The organism is Chelativorans xinjiangensis (genome assembly GCF_009812055.1).
GTDB lineage: Bacteria > Pseudomonadota > Alphaproteobacteria > Rhizobiales > Rhizobiaceae > Chelativorans > Chelativorans xinjiangense.
On sequence record NZ_WQNH01000017.1, the window covers coordinates 55,307 to 73,015 of the forward strand.

Consider the following 17,709-nt stretch of genomic DNA (forward strand, 5'->3'; position numbering starts at 1 on the left):
TCCCTGGTTGACTAGTCTTCCTGGCTCACCGCCTGATGGCGGGAGCGGTTCATGGCGATGACCTGCTGAATGCCGCTGTAGTGCGCATCAAGGCGGCGTCGCGCCGCCTCGACATCCCTTGCAGCGATCGCCTCCACGATCTCATGGTGTTCGCGCCAGGTGGCGAGCGGCGTCGGGCTGGCCAGGTTGGCGAAATCGGAAGCCTTGTGGAAGGCCGTCCAGAAGATGTCGATCAGCGTGCTCAGCATCTTGTTGTTCTGGCAGCGGAACAACAGCTGATGGAAAAGCTGGTCTTCCTCGGCGAAACTTTCGTGTTCGGCGCGCTCGCGCATCCGCTCCGTGACCGCGCGCAAGGCAGCCACATCTTCCGCGCTGATCATGGCGATGGTCTTGTCGATCAGGCCTGTTTCCAGGACGCGGCGAATTTCGAGCAGTTCCTCCACATCCCGGAGCGATGCCCGCAGTCCATAGGCCAGATTGTCGAGCAACGGTTGAAACGAGAATTCCTTGACGAATACGCCCACGCCGCGACGGGTCTCGAGAACTCCTACAGATTCCAGGGCTTTGATCGCCTCGCGAACCGAGTTGCGCCCAACGCCGAGCTGCTGGGCGAGAAAGCTTTCTGGCGGCAGCGGATCGCCAGCTTTAAGACCGTTGTCCTCGACATAGCTGCGGAGGCTCTCCTGTACGCTGACGTGTAATAGCGGTGGCCTCTCCAGCGGCTTGATCGGCTTCATCTTGACGGCCTGTCCTTCCGATTTCCCGTTCGCGTCCATTCTATCGTGACCCTGGCTTGTAGCATAGCGACTTGTAGGATATGTTGCAAGTCAATAGCAAAGGACGCGTCACAATGCGTGTGGGATTGATCGGAGTAGGGCACTGGCACGCCCATATGCACGCCAAAGCGGTCGTTTCCGCTGGAGCCCAACTTGGTACGATATGGGATGCAGACCGGCAGGTCGCCGAGAGCTTCGCGGCGCAGCACGGGATTTCTGCTTCCAATGAGCCTCAAGCGGTCATCGAGCACTCTTCATTGGTTGTCATCATGGGGCGGCCAGATAACGTGCCGCCACTGGCAGAAATGGCGATTGCCGCCGGCGTACCGGTGATCCTCGAAAAACCTGCGGCGCCCGATTCAGCCGCCGTTGCAGCCCTTGCAAGATCGGCATCCTCCGCCGGGGTTTTTGTGGCGGTACCCCTCCCCAACCGCCTCGGGCCGGCTATGCGCGAATACCATCGACTGGCTGCCGAGGCACGGTCCGGTCCTATCGCCCACGCGCACTTCCGCATCATCAACGGTCCGCCCCAGCGTTATCGGGACGACGGTGTGGCTTGGATGCTCGATTTTGCCGTATCCGGTGGTGGTGCCCTGCGCAATCTGGGCATCCACGGTATCGATTGCGCACTCAGCCTCGCCGAGGGGCCGGTGCAGATCGTCTGCGCACAGATCGGCAAGCATATCCACCGCGAGGAGGATGTGGAGGATTACGCCGTCGTCGTGCTAACGGACGCCAATGGCGCCGTCTTCACGATAGAGGCGGGATATACCTTCGCCTCTATGCAGCCGGGCGGCGATTTCGAATGGCGCATCGCGACCGCCAACGCCTATTTCATTGATCACGGCGATACTGCCCTCGCCGCCACACTGGATGACCGGCGTCGCGAACCATTGCCGCCGCTGCCGTCATCCGAACGCTACACCGCCTTCATGATCGACACGATCAACCGCCTCGCCGCGGGCGCCCCTCCCCTGGTCGGGATTTCGGATTATGCCTGCGCCATGGACCTGATCGACCGTGCCTACGAGGAAGCGCTGCCATGATCAACGTCGGCATAATCGGCGCCGGACATTTCGGTGCCGTGCACGCTCGTGCGGTCGGGAGACAGGCTGCAGCTCGGGTCCACGCCGTGTGCAGCAGTGATCCCGCGCAGGCCGCTGCATTCGCCGCCCTGCATGGCGGCCAGCCGTGCCGCGACTGGCACGCGCTGCTCAATAACAACTCCGTCGACGCGGTCGTGATCGCTACTCCCCATCATATGCATACTGAGATTGCCGTTGCGGCGATCGAGGCCGGCAAGCATGTCCTGCTCGAGAAGCCGATGGCACCAACGCCTTGGGATTGCGGCGCTATTGAAGCCGCAGCAAGTCGCTCAAATACGATCCTGACGATCGGCCACGTGATGCACTTCTTCCGCCCGATCATGGTGGCACGCGAGATCCTCGCGAGCGGGCGGCTCGGCCGCCCCATGACGGGCATGAGCAGCCTCGTCAAACTATGGATGGAATCCAACCGCCGGCCTTGGCATCTTGACCCACGGACCGGAGGAGGCATGCTCATGACGGCGGGAATCCATGCCCTCGACCAGCTGGTGTGGCTGATGGATAGCCGGGTTGCCGCCGTCACCGCCCTCGGCGGAGCCTTCTTCCACGATCAGGCCGCCGACGATACCGCCTACCTCGGCCTTCGTTTCCTCGACGGGCGCATCGGCCAGGTCAGCAGCATCGGCTACCGTGACGGCGCCGTTTCTTCCAAATTGCAAATCGTCTGCGAGGACGGCGTTCTGGACGTCGACCTCAACAGCGGTGTGCGCGTAGGCCAAGGCACGCTGTGGAGCCCTGTTGCCGATTCCTGGCAGGCCGACGGAATGGACGAGGCCGTGTACAGGGAGTGGACGGACTTTCTTCATGCAATCGAGAGCGGCGGATCGCCGCCTGTCGACGCGACCTATGGACGGCACATCGTTGAGATCGTCGCTGCGGCGTTGGCATCAGCCGGTGAGCACCGCGAAATCCTTATCGATGGTTGACAAGGTGACCAGCCAATTCGCCCCTCAGCGTGCAGCAGCCATAGCAAAGTTCGCGCGCCACGATGGCCGCTGGGGGCGCATCAGGGGCAATTGGGCGACCCTCCTCTTGCCGATCGGCAGTGACGACGCCATCGACTTCACCCGGCTTGCTGACGAAATCGACCGCCTTGTCGCCGCTTCGGTGGATGGAATCTATTCCAATGGCACAGCCGGAGAGTTCCACAATCAGACCGAGGCGGAGTTCGACGCCATCCAGGACCTGTTGGCGCGCCGCTGCTCGGCCGCCGGCATCCCCTTCGTTATCGGCGCCTGCCAGGCGGACGCACGCCTGTCGCTGGATCGCGTGCGCCGAGCGGCGGCTTTTCGTCCCGAAGGCATCCAGGTGATCCTCCCCGACTGGTGGCCGGTGACGGCGGAGGAGGCGACGGACTTCCTCATGATGGCGGCGGGCGCCGCCGATCCCGTACCGCTCATCCTCTACAATCCTCCGCACGCCAAGCGTGTCTTCACCCCCTCGGAGCTGGCAGGAATTCTCGAGCGGGTGCCGCAGGTGGTCGGGGTCAAGCTCGCAGACGGCAATGTAGAATGGTACGCCGAGGCGAGGCGGATGCTCGACCGCTGGGGCGTCTATGTCCCCGGCCATCACCTCGCAAGCGGCGTCTCGCAGGGTGTCGCCGTCGGGGCGTTTTCGAACGTAGCGTGCCTCAATCCGGCCGGCGCACAGCGATGGACATCGCTCATGTCGACGGATCTCGACGCAGCGCGCGATATCGAGACGCGCCTGCGCACTTTCTTGGATGCGCACATCGCGCCGTTCGGCCGCGACCACGGATATTCCAACGCCGCTCTCGACAAGCTTCTGGCCGCTGTCGGCAATTGGGCGGATATCGGCACCAGGCTGCGCAGGCCCTATCGCTGGATCGACCCCGAGATCGCCACGCGGCTCCGTCTCGCCGCGCACGCGGCGATACCTGAGATTATGGCACCGGACTGAGCAAGGTCCCGGCAAGCAAGGGAAGTGTGTCGTGAAACGACCAAACATCCTCATGATCATGACGGATCAGCAGCGCCGCGACACGCTGGGCGCGTACGGGTGCGATTGGATCCCGACGCCCAATCTGGATCGCCTGGCAGCCTCGGGAACCGCCTTCACGCGGGCAACCGTCGATAACCCCATCTGCACGCCGTCGCGCGCCAGCATCTTCACCGGAAAGATGGTCCCGGACCATTCCGTCTACCGGGTCCATGACAATCTTCCCGATGAGGAAGTGCTGTTCACCGAAAGGCTGCGGCTTGAGGCAGGCTACCGGACGGCGCTGTTCGGGAAACTGCACGTCAGCAGCCGCCTTGCGGAGGAGCGGCGCCGGCATCCCAATGACGGGTTCGAGATCTATGAATGGTGTCTTGAGCCTTCCGTCGGCATGGACAGCCGTTTCAACGGCTACGTCGCGTGGCTGCGCGCCAATGCGCCGGACTTCCTCGCCGCCCTCAAGGCCAGCAAACGCAGTGAACTGCACCACCCTGAAGCGGTGCACATGTCCAAATGGGCCGCCGACAGGACGATCGACTTCATCACCGGCGCCCGGGACGATGATCGTCCATTCTTCTGCCTGATGAGCCTGTTCGATCCGCATGACCCCTATCAGGATCATCCCCTGTCGATGCGCCCGCTCATCGATGAAGCCAGGATTCCCGCCCCGATCGCCCGACCGGCGGCGCCCGACTGCGTGCGGCGCGAGCAGGAGGGCTCCTATCTCGGGCGCTCCGCCGACTTCACCGCCGCGGAGGTCCGCCAAATCCGCCTGGGCTACGCGGCTTCGATTGCCTTCGCGGACCAGCAGATCGGGCGCGTCCTCGATGCGCTCGACCAGGCCGGGCTCGCTGAAAATACACTGGTGATCTTCATGTCCGACCATGGCGATCAGCTCGGCGACCATGGTCTGTTCGTCAAAGGAGTAGCGCTTTACGAGCCGACGGTCGGCGTTCCGCTCCTCCTGCGCTGGCCCGGACAAGTCCCGTCCGGCGCGCAGTGCGGAGCGCTGGCGCAGGGTCGCGACATCGCGGCGACCTGCCTTGCCGCGGCCGGGCTCGATACCGCCGCATACTGCCCCGACAGCGAGGATCTGGCAGCAATGGCGCAACGGGGCAAGGCCACCCGGCAGGCGGCAATCTGTGCCTACCGCAATTCTGGGGTCGACAACCGGGGCCAGTTCTGGGACCCGCCGATGCTATCGACGATGGCGCGCAACGAGCGCTTCAAGCTGACGCTCTATGCGTCCGGCGCCAAGACCGAGGTGGAACTGTTCGACCTCGAATCCGATCCGGGAGAGCAGCACAACATCACCGGGGACATCGCCTATGCGGATATAGAGCGGTTTCTGATGACGGAGATCGCTCACTTCCTGCAAAAGGAAATCATGGCGCGCCGGCCGCGTGCTGGCTCATCGATTCCAGACGTAAAGCAGCGGCTCATGAACAAACTCAAATAGAGAGGCAATTCCTCTCACATGACGAGTGACAGCGCCACCGCCAGCAGCATCAGGAACAGCGTGATGGAGACCACAACCTTGATGTGACCGGCGCCAAGAGCGAACATCTCCTTGAGCGCGGTCTTGACGCCGAGGGCAGCGATAGCCGTGATCAGGAGCCAGCGCGAGACTTCCGACAGGAAGGCGGCAAGGGTCGCGGGAACAAGGCCGAGGCTGTTGACGACGACCAGCGCCGCGAACAGGAGGACGAAGGACGGCAGGGAGACCTTCGCCCCGCCCTCCCCGCGCCGGGCAAAGAGCATGATGGCGATCACCACAAGCGGCAGGAGCGCCACACGCAGGAGCTTGACGAAGGTAGCGGTGTCGCCCGCCTCGTTGGACACCGCGTAGCCCGCACCCACCACCTGCGCGACGTCGTGGATGGTGGCGCCGATCATCACGCCGATCTCGCGATCGTCGAAGCCAAGGGCCGTGAACAGGATCGGATAAGCGATCATGGCGATGGTGGACAGGCCGGTGACGGCAATGACGGTGAAGAGCGTGTCCTTCTCGCGCTCGGGCCGCTCGGGCAGCACGGCGGAGATAGCGAGCGCGGCCGAGGCGCCGCAGATCGCCACTGCACCGCCGGTCAGCAAGCCAAAAGTCCAGTGACGGCCGAAAAGCCGCGCCATCACGACGCCGAAGCCGATGGTGGCGGCGACCGAGATGAGCACCAGCGCCATGGGCTCGATGCCGAGCGCGCCGATCTGCTCGAAGGTGATGCGCGCGCCGAGCAGCCCGACACCCAGGCGCAGCAGCGTCCGTGACGCGAAGTCGACACCCGCCGCGCTGCGCGGCTCGCTGGCCATAAAGTGGAACGCCATGCCCAGGAGCAAAGCGAACAGCATGGCCGGCCCGCCATAATGCTCCGACAGGAAATTCGCCGCCACGGCAACGAGCAGTGCGAACAAGACACCAGGCGCTAGCGCCTTCAGCTTTTCAAGACGGGCTTCGGTTGTCGGTGCGGAAAAGAAGCTCATGGGGTTTCGCCTGTCAGAATAGATGGCTGGGGCTGAGCCCTGTGCGAGGAAATGCCGTCCCTTACCGGCCGATCGACCGTATCCGCTCCAGGAGATCGCTGTCGACGGCGATACCGTCGCGGACCATCTCCCGCTTCAGCGCCTGGCGCCGCCGTCCCGGCAGGCGCGCGCCTTCGGTCTCCTCGATCAGCCGTGCCATCTGCGCAAAACGCGCCGTCGCGCCGGGACCGAAGGCTTCCGGATCGATGGCGATGACGGTCTGGCCGGTTCCCGGCGGCGAACCCTTCGCATCGAAGAAGGAAGTAGCATCATAAGCGTAGTTGGCACCGGTAAGCCCGGCGCACAGCATCTCCACCATGATGGCAAGCGCGGTGCCCTTGGCCTCTCCCATGGGCACCATGGTGCCGGCGAGCGCCTCGGTCGGGTCGGTCGTGGGATTGCCGCTCCTGTCGAGCGCCCAGCCCTCGGGGATGGACGTGCCCTTCTGCTCCGCGGCCATGATCTTGCCGCGCGCCACCTTGGAGAGCGACACGTCGACGATGATCGGGTCTGCCCCGGCAAGAGGTGCCGCAAACGCGATCGGGTTGGTACCGAAGAGCGGGCGCTTGCCGCCCCAGGGGGCCATGGCAGCGGGGGAATTGGCGACCATCAACCCCGCCACGCCCGCTTCCGCCAGCCGCTCCACGACCAGGCCGGTGACGCCTGAATGATGCGAACGGCTTATGCCGGCAATGACGATGCCCTGGCCTCGGGCAGCCGCCGGCAGCCACTCCACCGCAAGATCGAGCGCGGGATAGGCGAAGCCATGTGCGGCATCGACCGCAAGGGCGCCAGGCCGCGTCTGTGTCGCCTCTGGCGTCGCCATGCCGTCCACCTTGCCGGCAAGCGCCTGGGCGCTGTAGGCAGGCACGCGCCGGAGCCCGTGACCCGCCTGGCCGGCAAGCTCGGCGCCGACCAGCGCGCTCGCCACGGACTGCGCATTGTCTTGGGACGTGCGGCAGCGCAGGAGAGTTTCGACGACCAGCGCGGTCGCCTCTTCAATGGTCAGCCGTGTGGTGGTCATGTCTTGGCCTTGAGATGCTTGAGAACCGTTTGCGCCGTCTTATGGCTGACGCGGACATTGGATTCGGCGGTCACGCCGGCGATGTGCGGGGTGAGCACGAGGTTCTTCAAGCCCCGGAACATCTCGCTCTTTCCAGCGCCCAGCGGCTCCTCCTCGAACACGTCGAGGGCGGCACCGGCAAGACGGCCTTCCCGCAGGGCCGCGCAAAGCGCTTCCTCGTCCACCACGCCGCCACGCGCCGCGTTGATCAAGACCGCGTCCTTCTTCATGCAGGCAAGGGCGGCCGCATCGATCATGTGGCGGGTCGCCGGCGTCAACGGCGTGTGCAGGCTGACGACATCCGCGTCCTTGAACAAAGCGTTGAGCGGCAGGTTGCGTGCCTCCTTCCAGGCCGCGTGATCGGCGGTTAGAAACGGATCGTAGGCGACGACGTCCATACCGATCATCCTCGCCCGCCACGCCACCTCGCGGGCGATTGCACCGAAGCCGACGAGGCCCATGGTCTTGCCCGAGATCTCCCGACCGATCAACGCCTGACGCGGCCACTCGCCCGCCGCGACACTCGCCGTGAAGAGATAGGCCTGCCGCAGGAGCATCATGGCCGTGGCAATCACATATTCGGCGACCGCCAGGTCATTGGCGCCGGTGGCCGTGTAGACGGCGACGCCGCGCGCCTTGCAGGCCTCCAGGTCGATATTGTCGAGGCCGACGCCGAGGCGCCCCACGCATTCAAGCCTGGATGCCGCTTCAACAAGCCCAGCGGTGACCTGCGTACGGTTGCGCACGATGAGCGCGCGCGCCTGAGAGACAACGGCGGCAAGGTCCTGCGGCCGGTCGACCAGCGCCGGGTCGTAGAGCGTTTCGAAGCTGTCCCGCAGGCTCGCGACGGCAGCTTCGTCCATGAATTCGGTGATGATGATATCGGGCATGGATGGCTGAGTATCCTGACGTTAGAAAAAAAGTCCGCGCGGCATGGGGATGTTCAGGACATTCGACATGAGGAGGTAGAAGACCACCACCATGACGAAGACCACCGCCAGGTAGAGCGCCAGGCGGAACGGGCTCAGGCGGCCGAAAAGGCCGGTGAACATCAACACCACGCTGGCGAGAAGGCTGGTGACGAACATACCGACGACGGGAAAGAGCAGCGCCCAGGCGACCATGACGGCAAGCAGCGTGAGACGGCGACCGAGGCCTTCGGCCTGTTCGGCAACGCTCGAGCCCTTCTCCACCGCCTGGCCGCTGCGACCGGTGAGCGAGGCGGCGATCTGCAGGATTGCGAACGTGGCCATCACGGCGCCGATGGTGCGCGGAAACAGCGCCGCCATCGGCGACATGGAAAAGCTGGTGATGAAGACATAGAGGCCGGTGGCGAAGAAGAAGGCCGAGCCGACGGCGCCGGCCCAGTCCTTGCTGCGTGCCGCAGGCACGGCCTGCCTGTCAGTCCCCTGGCTCAAGGGCGGACCTCCGTCGGCTTCTTCCTGCCGGTGCGGAAGTGCTTGAAGACCGGCACGCACAGCGTGAAGAGGATCAGCGCCGCGATGGCCCAGCTTATCGGCCGGTCGAAGAGCAGCTGCCCGCCAAAATTTCCGCGCGCCCCGCCGATGAGGTAGGCGCGCATGAAGCCCTGCTCGGCGATCTGCCCCAGGACGAGCCCGAGAACGATGGGCGAAGGCCCATAGCCGGCCAAACTGAGCAGCCAGCCGAGCACGCCCATGGAAACCATCACCACCACGTCATGCGGGTTGGAATGGATGGCGAAGCTGCCGACCACCGTCATGAAGGCGATCAGTGGCACCAGCAGCGATTTCGGCGTGTTGACGATGAAGCGGTAGGCATAGCGCCCGATGATGAGGCCAAGTGGCAGCATCATCACAGTGGCGATCAGAAGACCCACCATGAACACGTAGACGATGCCGCTTTGCTGGGTGAAGAGTTCCGGTCCCGTGCGGATGCCCTGCACGAGCAGCGCGCCGAGGATCACCGCATCGGGCGGCGTGCCGGGAATACCGAGCACGAGAGTGGGGATGAACCCGCCGCCCACGGTGGCGTTGTTGGCGCTTTCGGTGGCAAGCAGGCCGCCCGGCTCGCCCTTGCCGAAGCGATCGGGATGGCGGCTTGCCTGGCGTGCCTGCGAATAGGAGACGAGCGAGGCGATTGAGCCGCCGGCGCCCGGCAGGATGCCCACCAGTGTGCCAATGATGGAGGAGCGGACGAGATTGAAGCCGTTGGCCGCGCACAGGCCGATCGCCTCGAAGAGGCGGAAGCCGCGGCCGATCGGTGCGGGTTCCAGATGTCGGTCCGGCCGCGCCACCATGTCGATCAGCACTGGGATGCAGTAGAGGCCGATAAGTGCGGCGACGATGTCGATGCCGCCGAGCAGCGCCGAAGAGCCGAAGGTATAGCGCGTGTCGCCGCCGATGACGGCGACGCCGATCATCGACAGCGTGAACCCGAAGGCGCCGCCGATGAGCCCCTTCAGCACATTACCGGAGGAGAGGCTCGCGACCAGCGTCAGGCCGAGAATGGCGAGCCAGAAATACTCGCTCGAATGGAAAGCAAGCGCCACCTGCGCAAGGAGCGGCGACAGGGTCATCAGCAGCACCGCCCCCACCACGCCTCCGACCACGCTTGCGAGTGTGGCGAGTGTCATCGCCAGGTCGCCGTCTCCCCTCCTGGCCATGGGATAGCCGTCGAAGGTGGTGGCAATGGCCGACGGCGTGCCCGGCGTGTTGACCAGAATTGCCGCATAGGCGCCGCCATAGATCGCACCCGTATAGATGGCGCCCAGCATGATGAGGCCGGAGGCGGGGTCCATGGTGAAGGTGAAGGGTACCAGCACCGCGATCGCCATGGTGGCGGAAAGGCCGGGGAGCGCGCCTATGACGGTGCCCAGCACGACACCGGTTAGCGCCAGGAGGAGGTTGAACGGGCTCAAGGCCTGGGACAGGACAAATCCGAAATCGATTTCCACGGCCAGGCTCCCTTGTTGCGAAGGTTTCCGCTCGCGGCAGTTGCCGCGAGCGGAGACAGATCATGCTACTGGATGGCGCCGAGCTGGCGAGCGATATCCTCGTATGTCTTCTTCCGGTTGGCCATGAAGTCGTCCATCTCCTCGTAAGGGACGTCGAGCATGGCGAACCCGGCCTCCTCCATCTGCTTGATGAATTCGGGATCGGCATTGATCTGGCCGATGATGTCGGAGAGTTCCTTGCGTACGTCTTCCGGCGTCGATTCCGGCACGGCGATGCCGCGATAGGCGCCGCCCACAATATCGATGCCCAGGTCCTTGAAGGTGGGCACGTCGGGGAAGAGCGGATGGCGCTCCTCCTGGGCGACGGCCAGCATGCGCACCTGGTCGCCCTGGCCGGCGGCGACGGTTGTGTAGCTCCACACCATGTCGACCTCGCCGCCCAAGAGGGCTGGAATTACGGCGCCTGTGCCAGTGAAGGGGATATAGGTCAGTTCGGCGCCCGTCCGGTTGGCAAAGAGCTGGTTGGCGATATGGTTGGCGGAGTTGGTTGCCGAACCGCCCGCCGTGAGTTGCCCTGGTGCCTCTTTCGCGGCATCGATGACGTCCTGCACCGTCTCATACTCGCTGTCGGCGCGCACGATCAGCGCATCGGGGGTGAAGTGGAACATGTGGACGTTGGTGATGTCGTCGGTGGCGTAGCCCGGATTCTGGAGCAGCGGCTGCAGGACGATGTGGGGCAGGTTGGTGCCCATGATGGTATAGCCGTCGCCGGGCTGGTCGTTGAGCACCGACCAGGCCTGCGCGCCGCCCGCGCCGGCCTGGTACTGGATGATCAGATCCTGGCCCGTGATCTTCTTGAAGAACGGCGCCTGCAGACGGGCCGAGATGTCGCTCTCGCCACCGGGATTGAAGGGGATGATGTAGTTGACCGGCTTGTCCGGATAGGCCATCGCCGCGCCGGAGAACGCGGCAAAGGCGGCGGCGGCGACGAAAAGTACCAGTTTTTTCAACAGCATGCTGTTTCCTCCCTCAGGTTGCTGTCTTCCGGCACTCCGGCTGACCGTTTGTGCCGCTGAAGGCCGGGGCGAGTATGGCACACGCGCCGCGGCCATTCCTGAAAAACGGCATCGCTCCCCTCCTCCGTCGAGAGCGATGCCGTTGGTCGTATCAGGCGCTGCGGTAGAGCTTGGTCATCACGAACTCGCGATGGCCGAGCGCCTCCGCCGCCGTGTTGCGGCCGTTGGCGGTGCGCACGATCATGTCGATCAGCGCGTCGCCCGCATCGTCGATCGTCATCTCGCGGCGCAGGATACCCGAGACGTCCACGTCCACATGCTCGCCCATGGTGCGCACCGTGCGCGGGTTGGCCGTGATCTTGATCACCGGCACGATGGGGTTGCCGATGACGTTGCCTTGGCCCGTCGGGAAGGTGTGGACGACATAGCCGCCCGCGGCCATCAACGTCACGCATTCGGCGGCGGCGGAGGAGGAGTCCATGAAGTAGAGGCCGGCGCCCGATTTCGGTGCCTCGGCCGGTTCGAGAATATCGATGTAGCGCGAGGTGCGGCCGATCTTCTCCAGATTGCCGAGCGCCTTTTCCTCGATGGTGGTCAGGCCGCCCTCGATGTTGCCCTTGGTCGGCTGGCTTTCGGAGAGATCGTCGACCTTGTTGGCCTCGATCACCTCGTCCTGATAGGCCTTCCACATCTTGTACCAGCGCTCGCCCACCTCCGGATTGATGGCGCGGGCCTTGGCGATGTGCTCGGCGCCCGTGATCTCCGAGGTCTCGCCGAAGCAGCCATAGATGCCTTCCGGCAGCAGCTTGTCGTACATGTTGCCGACGGTCGGGCAAGAGCCGAGGCCCGTCGTGGTGTCGCTCTCGCCGCACTTGGTGGAGACCCACAGCTCGGAGATCGCGCATTCCTCGCGCTGCAGTTCGGTCGCGTAGTGCACGAACTCCTTGGCTTTGCGCGAGGCGTCCATGATGGTCTTCAGGTCGCCGTTCTGCTCGATCGAGAAGCCTGCGACCGGCTTGCCGGTCTCGGCGATTCCGTCGACGATCTTCTTCGTCCAGCCGGGCTCGATACCGATGACGATCACGGCGGCGACATTCGGGTTCGACCCCGTGCCGATCATGGTGCGGAAGTGCAAATCCAGGTCCTCACCGAACTGCAGGCGGCCATAGGCGTGCGGGAGGGCGAGCGTGCCCTTGATGTTGTTGGCGACGGCCTCGCAGGCGGCATTGGAGATATCGTCCACAGGCAGGATGACCACGTGGTTGCGCACGCCGACGCGACCGTTGCCGCGGCGGTAGCCCTTGAAGGTGAGATTTGGATATTTCGATGCCATTGAGTTGCTCCCTGCGGCCGGCCTACCAGCGCTTGGTCTTGAGGTTGTGGACGTGCACGTGGCCGCCCATTGCGACGCCGGCGACGAATTTGCCGATGTCCTCACCATATTTGATCGCCGTGTCGCCGGCCTTCAGGTCCTTGAGCGCAACTTTGTGGCCGATCGGCACGTCAGCCTTTGCCACCAGTTCAAAGCTCGAATTGTCGTGGGTGACGACGCACAGCATGTTCGTGCCGGCCTTGAGGTTCTCGACGACGACAACGCCGACATTGTCCTTGTGATCATGCACGAGGAGGTGCGGGATCTGCATCATTCGCTCCGATGGTGGTGGCTTTTGTATATTATGTCTTATATAAGATATAAGACACGTGCCTGTGGCCATGTCAATCGCCGGACGATAAAAGCCCTCGCGGGTGAAAAGGGGTCGCGCAGCGCATGACAGACATTCCGCAAGCCAGAGCCTTCGGATTCAGGCCGCTCTATCTGCAGGTAAAGGAAAGCCTGATCCGCCGGCTCATCGACGGGACGTGGCAGCCGGGGCAGCTCATCCCGTCCGAGATGGAGCTTGCGCGCGAGATCGGTGTGAGCCAGGGTACCATCCGCAAGGCGCTCGACGCCATGACGGCGGACAACCTCCTGATCCGCCGGCAGGGACGCGGGACCTATGTGGCCGAGCCCGAGGAAAGCCGCATCCTGTTCCAGTTCTTCCGTCTGGTGCCGGACAGCGGCGAGCGCACCTTTCCAGATTCGCGCATCCTGCGCTGGGCGGGAGCCAAAGCCGAGCGGGCGGAGGCGGCCGCCCTTGCGATCGCCGATGGCGCGGACATCTGGCGCATCGAGCGCATCCGCACGCTCGACAAGGCGCCTATCATCATCGAGACAATCTCGCTTCCGGCCAAGCGGTTTCCCGGATTCGAGGCGCTGACCGAAGTCCCCAACAACGTCTACCGGCTCTACTCGCAGCGCTGGGGCATCACCATCGGCTCGGCCTCGGAAAAGCTGAAGGCCGTCGGCGCTAGCGTCCAGGATGCCCGCGCGCTGGGCTGCCGGTCGGGCACGCCGCTATTGGAAATCTCGCGCAAGGCCTTCGATCTGGAGCAGAACGTGGTGGAGCTGCGCGTCTCACGGTGCCTCACGGAGGAAGCACACTATCTCGCTGATTTGAGGTAAGGCCTACCACTCCGCATATGTCCCGTTCCGGACCTGCTGCGCGGTTTCCGAGGCGCGTACCGGGCGGCGTGGATGCCGCCCGGCGAAAACCGGCTTTCCTGGCTGTCAGAACTTGCCGATGAGGTTGAGGAAGGCGCCTTGATCGTCGAGGGTGAGGTCGCGGAGATCATCGGAGAAGATGCCGAAATTGTAGCCGACGCCGACTTTGAAATTGTCGCCCACATGACGATAGACGGCGACGAGAGCGCCATAATCGGTAGTGTCGGCCTCGGGCATGTGCATGATGCGTCCTTCGAGCAGAAGGTCCCAGCGCTTCACCACATGCAGATCGGCCCGCAGGATGCCGAGATGCGCCGATGAACGCTGCCATTCCTCCTCGAAGTCCGTTCCGTCTCCGATACGGTAGCGGACTTCGCCGATGCGGAAACCATATTTACCGCCGACGGTAAGCCACGGCATGAGGTCATAGGCGAGATCAGCCGAGAGGATATGGCTGCGCTGAGCCGGTGCATAGTACTCGTCCGTGGCGCTGCTGATCACCTGGTTGTTGCCCGGCAGGTCATAGAGCCAGGTGTACTTGAACAGCGCATTGAGCCGGTCGTTTTCGACCGGGCGGTACGCATAGCCGATCGAAGTCTCCACATAATCGGTGTTGCGGATGGTGGTCTGCTCCGATTGTGAATCGGAAAGCACTGCATCCACATGGGCAAGCAGCCGCCAGTTGGGGTTGGTTTTCCAGCCAAGAGCGGCAGCCAGCAAGTAGGTGTTCTGGTCGCGCGTTTCCAACTCGGAGCGCTCGATCCGCACCTCGCCGCGCACCCGCGCATTGATGCCCGCCTCTTCGTCCTTGTAGGCGAGGCTCAGCGAAGGCGCGTAGCGATCGAAATCCTCGTTCTCCTCGCCTGCGGAGTCCAAGGTTTCGTCGCGCACGCGGCCGATCTCAAGCCCGCCATCGACTGTCCACTGAGCGTCGGGCGTGTAGGTTACGCCGTAGGTCTGGGTGAGCGACTTGCGGTGGCCGTAGAGGTCGTAATTGCTTTCCGAATAGGCCGAGACATAGTCGTCAATGCGCCGGCGCAAGCCGGTGACGATCGTCCCTTTGTCGGTACCGTAAAGTGCACTTCGGTCGAGATCATAGGCCCGATCAGGATCGAGCCTGTAACCGAAGTAATAGTGGTCGTCCTTTGTCGGGTCATAGGTGATCGCAGCCAATCCCCCAACGCCGTGCGTGCCATAGGAGACTTCGCCATTGACGCCGATCGTTTCGGTGAGGCGGATCTCCGCACCAACGCCGGCACGATCGTTGCGGTCAATGTCGCGCGATCGGTCGAGCGTGCCTTGCGCGAAGGCATAGACCAAACGGTCGTCGTCGATGCGGTAGTCGGCGCGCACGCCGGCATCGACCCGGGAGCCGTTGTAGCCGGACTTGCGACTACGGCGGGCCGTCGGAGACATGACCTCGCTGTAACTGACGCCGAAGGACAGCTTCCAGTGCTGGTCATACTCCCAGCTTACGCTGCCCGTGCCGTCCCGCTTGATCTGGCCGTCGCCATCCTTGAGGTCGTCATAGGTGAGCCCGAGTGCGACTTGATCGCTGAGAGCGAGGTCTGCGTGGGCGCCCCAGATGCGCCGGTCGACATTGGCTTGGTCGAAAAGAGTGGCAAAGCCCGCCTCCTTCTCCTCGTAATAGCCGCCGACCGTGCCCTCGATCCCGGCACCCATCTCGTCAAGGGCAACTTGACCGCGCACGCGCCAGGCTGTGCCGCTGTCCTTGTCCACGTCGGTTTGGCCGGCACCGCCCCAGGTCAGGCCGCCATCGGTTGAGCGCGATAGGGCAAAGCCCTGTCCTTCAGAGCGTGCGACCTCGGCTTCGAGGAACGTGCGCTCGGAATGGCGCAACTGCAGGTCGGCGCCAACAGCCTTGTGATCGGACAGATCGGTGCTCTCATTGAGCCCAGTCACGCCGACACGGATGTTCTCATTGAGCCAGTGCTGGGCACGTCCGCCATAGACATAGCCATCCAGATCGCCCGCCACCGGTGTGTACTCATACTGGACCGCAAGGTAGAGCCGCTCGCCCCCAAGCGCCCCATTGCGGACAGGGCTGGTCGTGCCGGTCATGGAAGAAAGCGGCCGGCGCAGGATGATGACGCCCTGCATGTAATCGAAGCTGTAGTCTTCACCGTAGCGCAGGGTGCTGCGGGAAATCACCCGGCCGGTAACCGGATCCCGGGTTTCCACCCGCACCGTCTCGGAACCCTCGACGATATCCTGCCGCTTTAGGAAATAAGCCGAGCCGCCGGTGCCGAGGAATTCCTCGCGCGCGGGAAGAGTGTCCGGCTGGGCTGCGTAGGCCGTGACATCGGTTCGCCGCTCGCCGAAGCTGGTGGCCTCCTCGGAACGGTAGACGGCATTGGCCCCGTAAAGCGCCCGGTCGGAGCGCAGGAACTCGGTGCCGGTGATCACCGTCTTGTAGTTGCCCCACATCACATGGCTGTCGCCGCGCTCCAGCCGCACATAGAACTTCCCCTTCGTCGGTGCATCCTCGACCATCGAGGAATCGTCGCCATAGACGGGATAGTAGTCATCCGGGTCGAGCCGGCGCAGGATGTCGCGGGTGTTCTTGCCGTCGAAGTCGCGGAAGATTTGATCAAGATCGTCCTCGCCCGTGTCGGCGGCAGCCGTCAGCAGATATTCGCCCTTGATCTTCCCCTTGAGGTAAAAAGCCAGCCTTCCTTTGGTGTAGACTTCGTCATACTCACCGGGGCGCACCGTCTCTATGTCGTCGTCGCCCATACGCTTGCCGATGGTGAGATCAGCTAGGCCTACATAGAACCAGTCGTTGTCGGGGATGTTGATGTCGCGCTTGAAGCGCAGGCCGCCCGTCTTCGACGGACCTTTTACCGCCACGTCGACATCGTGCTCGCCAGGCGGCAGTATGCGTTGGGTTACAAAGGCCTGACCAGGGTCGACCGGTATGGTCTCACCCATTACCTGCACCGAGTAGCCAGGGGGCACATGGCGGCCAAAGACCGTCACTGCCCCGCCGCGCACCGGAATATTGCGCAACGCGGTGCGGTCCTCGCCCCAGCCGGGAGCGACGGCTTCTTCCTGCCCGTGTTGCGGCAGTTCGCGTTTTGAGCGCGCAATGGTGAGTGGGCGGGTTTCATCATAGCGCCCGCGCCCGTCATAGACACGCAGCGTATACATGAAGTCCCGCTCCTCTTCGTCCGTTGGCATGATCCAGTCGGCCGTACCATTGATCGCCACAGGAACCACTGCCATCGGCCGGCCGTCAGCCGGCTCCTCGTCGGTGAATATGCGGATCTCCGCTCGCTCGATGAAGGCGGGATAATTGGCCGTGGCGAGGAATGTTACCGTCTCGCCGGGCCTGTAGAGCCGTTCGACCGGCATTGTGGAGACGTTGAGGATCGTCCCCACCTCCAGCCCGTCGAACTTGACCTGGATGTCGACTGCCGAAAGGTCGACATCGGTCTGCCGCTGCCGGTCGACGGGACGCTCAGCAGCAGCCGCTTCCGATGATCCGGAAGCAGCGCTCTTGTCGACGGTCTCGCCGTCGACGCTGATCATGAAGGGAATTGCAGGACGGTCCTGAGCCGTTTCCGCTTCAGTGTTCTCGCCGATTGTGAGACGACCAACCGTGCTGTCGTCGAGTGCCTTTCCGCGAAGCGCGGGGGGACAGTCCTTGTCGAGGCAGCTGCCCGCCATCTCCGCTTGTGCCGGATCGGCCTGGGTTAGAGCCAGCACGGCGCCGCCGGCAAGAAGGAATGAACGATGCCAACGCATGAGGGACTGCAGCATGTGAGCGCCTCCTTT

The 17,709-nt window shown here is 63.8% G+C and carries 15 protein-coding genes; 5 read left to right on the forward strand and 10 right to left on the reverse strand.

From position 1 onward, the window contains the following. Window positions 1-11: 11 nt before the first annotated feature. The gene (locus GM910_RS13080; RefSeq protein WP_159588000.1) at window positions 12-737 is read right to left on the reverse strand and encodes a FadR/GntR family transcriptional regulator; all 726 of its coding nucleotides are present in this window, start codon (window positions 735-737) and stop codon (window positions 12-14) included. A 113-nt stretch (window positions 738-850) separates the two neighbouring features. Here GM910_RS13080 and GM910_RS13085 point away from each other — a divergent pair, with 113 nt between their 5' ends. The 4 genes from GM910_RS13085 to GM910_RS13100 are packed head-to-tail and all read left to right on the forward strand — an operon-like array spanning window position 851 to window position 5,297. Then, window positions 851-1,822 carry a Gfo/Idh/MocA family protein gene (locus tag GM910_RS13085; RefSeq protein ID WP_159588001.1) on the forward strand — a complete coding sequence of 324 codons (972 nt, stop codon included), beginning with the start codon at window positions 851-853 and terminating at the stop codon, window positions 1,820-1,822. After that, window positions 1,819-2,808: a Gfo/Idh/MocA family protein gene (locus GM910_RS13090; protein WP_159588002.1), complete on the forward strand. Its 990-nt coding sequence runs from the start codon at window positions 1,819-1,821 to the stop codon at window positions 2,806-2,808. The genes GM910_RS13085 and GM910_RS13090 overlap by 4 nt, the downstream gene beginning before the upstream one ends. After that, window positions 2,801-3,802, forward strand: coding sequence for a dihydrodipicolinate synthase family protein (locus tag GM910_RS13095; RefSeq protein WP_159588003.1), 1,002 nt, complete (start codon window positions 2,801-2,803; stop codon window positions 3,800-3,802). The genes GM910_RS13090 and GM910_RS13095 overlap by 8 nt, the downstream gene beginning before the upstream one ends. Before the next feature lie 31 nt (window positions 3,803-3,833). After that, the gene (locus GM910_RS13100; RefSeq protein ID WP_159588004.1) at window positions 3,834-5,297 is read left to right on the forward strand and encodes a sulfatase family protein; all 1,464 of its coding nucleotides are present in this window, start codon (window positions 3,834-3,836) and stop codon (window positions 5,295-5,297) included. 14 nt (window positions 5,298-5,311) lie between these two features. On the opposite strand, the gene GM910_RS13105 is transcribed toward GM910_RS13100, so the two are convergent. The 8 genes from GM910_RS13105 to GM910_RS13140 form a co-directional block, all read right to left on the reverse strand. Next, on the reverse strand, window positions 5,312-6,316 hold the full coding sequence (locus tag GM910_RS13105) for a YeiH family protein (RefSeq protein WP_159588005.1): 1,005 nt from the start codon (window positions 6,314-6,316) through the stop codon (window positions 5,312-5,314). A gap of 61 nt (window positions 6,317-6,377) precedes the next feature. After that, the gene (locus GM910_RS13110; RefSeq protein ID WP_159588006.1) at window positions 6,378-7,379 is read right to left on the reverse strand and encodes an Ldh family oxidoreductase; all 1,002 of its coding nucleotides are present in this window, start codon (window positions 7,377-7,379) and stop codon (window positions 6,378-6,380) included. Next, complete coding sequence (locus GM910_RS13115; protein ID WP_159588007.1) at window positions 7,376-8,308, reverse strand: hydroxyacid dehydrogenase; 933 nt, start codon at window positions 8,306-8,308, stop codon at window positions 7,376-7,378. Before GM910_RS13115 ends, GM910_RS13110 begins: the two co-directional genes overlap by 4 nt. Before the next feature lie 21 nt (window positions 8,309-8,329). Continuing rightward, window positions 8,330-8,836, reverse strand: a complete 507-nt coding sequence (locus GM910_RS13120; protein WP_159588008.1) for a tripartite tricarboxylate transporter TctB family protein — start codon at window positions 8,834-8,836, stop codon at window positions 8,330-8,332. Then, entirely contained in the window at window positions 8,833-10,353 is a 1,521-nt protein-coding gene (locus GM910_RS13125; RefSeq protein ID WP_281354894.1) for a tripartite tricarboxylate transporter permease, read from the reverse strand. The genes GM910_RS13120 and GM910_RS13125 overlap by 4 nt, the downstream gene beginning before the upstream one ends. A gap of 65 nt (window positions 10,354-10,418) precedes the next feature. Then, entirely contained in the window at window positions 10,419-11,369 is a 951-nt protein-coding gene (locus tag GM910_RS13130; RefSeq protein ID WP_159588009.1) for a tripartite tricarboxylate transporter substrate binding protein, read from the reverse strand. Between the two features lie 151 nt (window positions 11,370-11,520). Next, entirely contained in the window at window positions 11,521-12,702 is a 1,182-nt protein-coding gene (locus tag GM910_RS13135; protein ID WP_159588010.1) for a UxaA family hydrolase, read from the reverse strand. A gap of 22 nt (window positions 12,703-12,724) precedes the next feature. Beyond that, entirely contained in the window at window positions 12,725-13,012 is a 288-nt protein-coding gene (locus GM910_RS13140; RefSeq protein WP_201285494.1) for a UxaA family hydrolase, read from the reverse strand. Window positions 13,013-13,137: 125 nt separating this feature from the next. Between GM910_RS13140 and GM910_RS13145 the strand changes: the two genes are divergently transcribed. Beyond that, window positions 13,138-13,872, forward strand: coding sequence for a GntR family transcriptional regulator (locus tag GM910_RS13145; protein WP_159588012.1), 735 nt, complete (start codon window positions 13,138-13,140; stop codon window positions 13,870-13,872). A 105-nt stretch (window positions 13,873-13,977) separates the two neighbouring features. Here the strand turns inward: GM910_RS13145 and GM910_RS13150 are convergent, their stop codons facing one another. Further along, a complete protein-coding gene (locus GM910_RS13150; protein ID WP_159588013.1) occupies window positions 13,978-17,694 on the reverse strand; it encodes a TonB-dependent receptor in 3,717 nt (1,238 codons plus the stop codon). Window positions 17,695-17,709 lie beyond the last annotated feature (15 nt).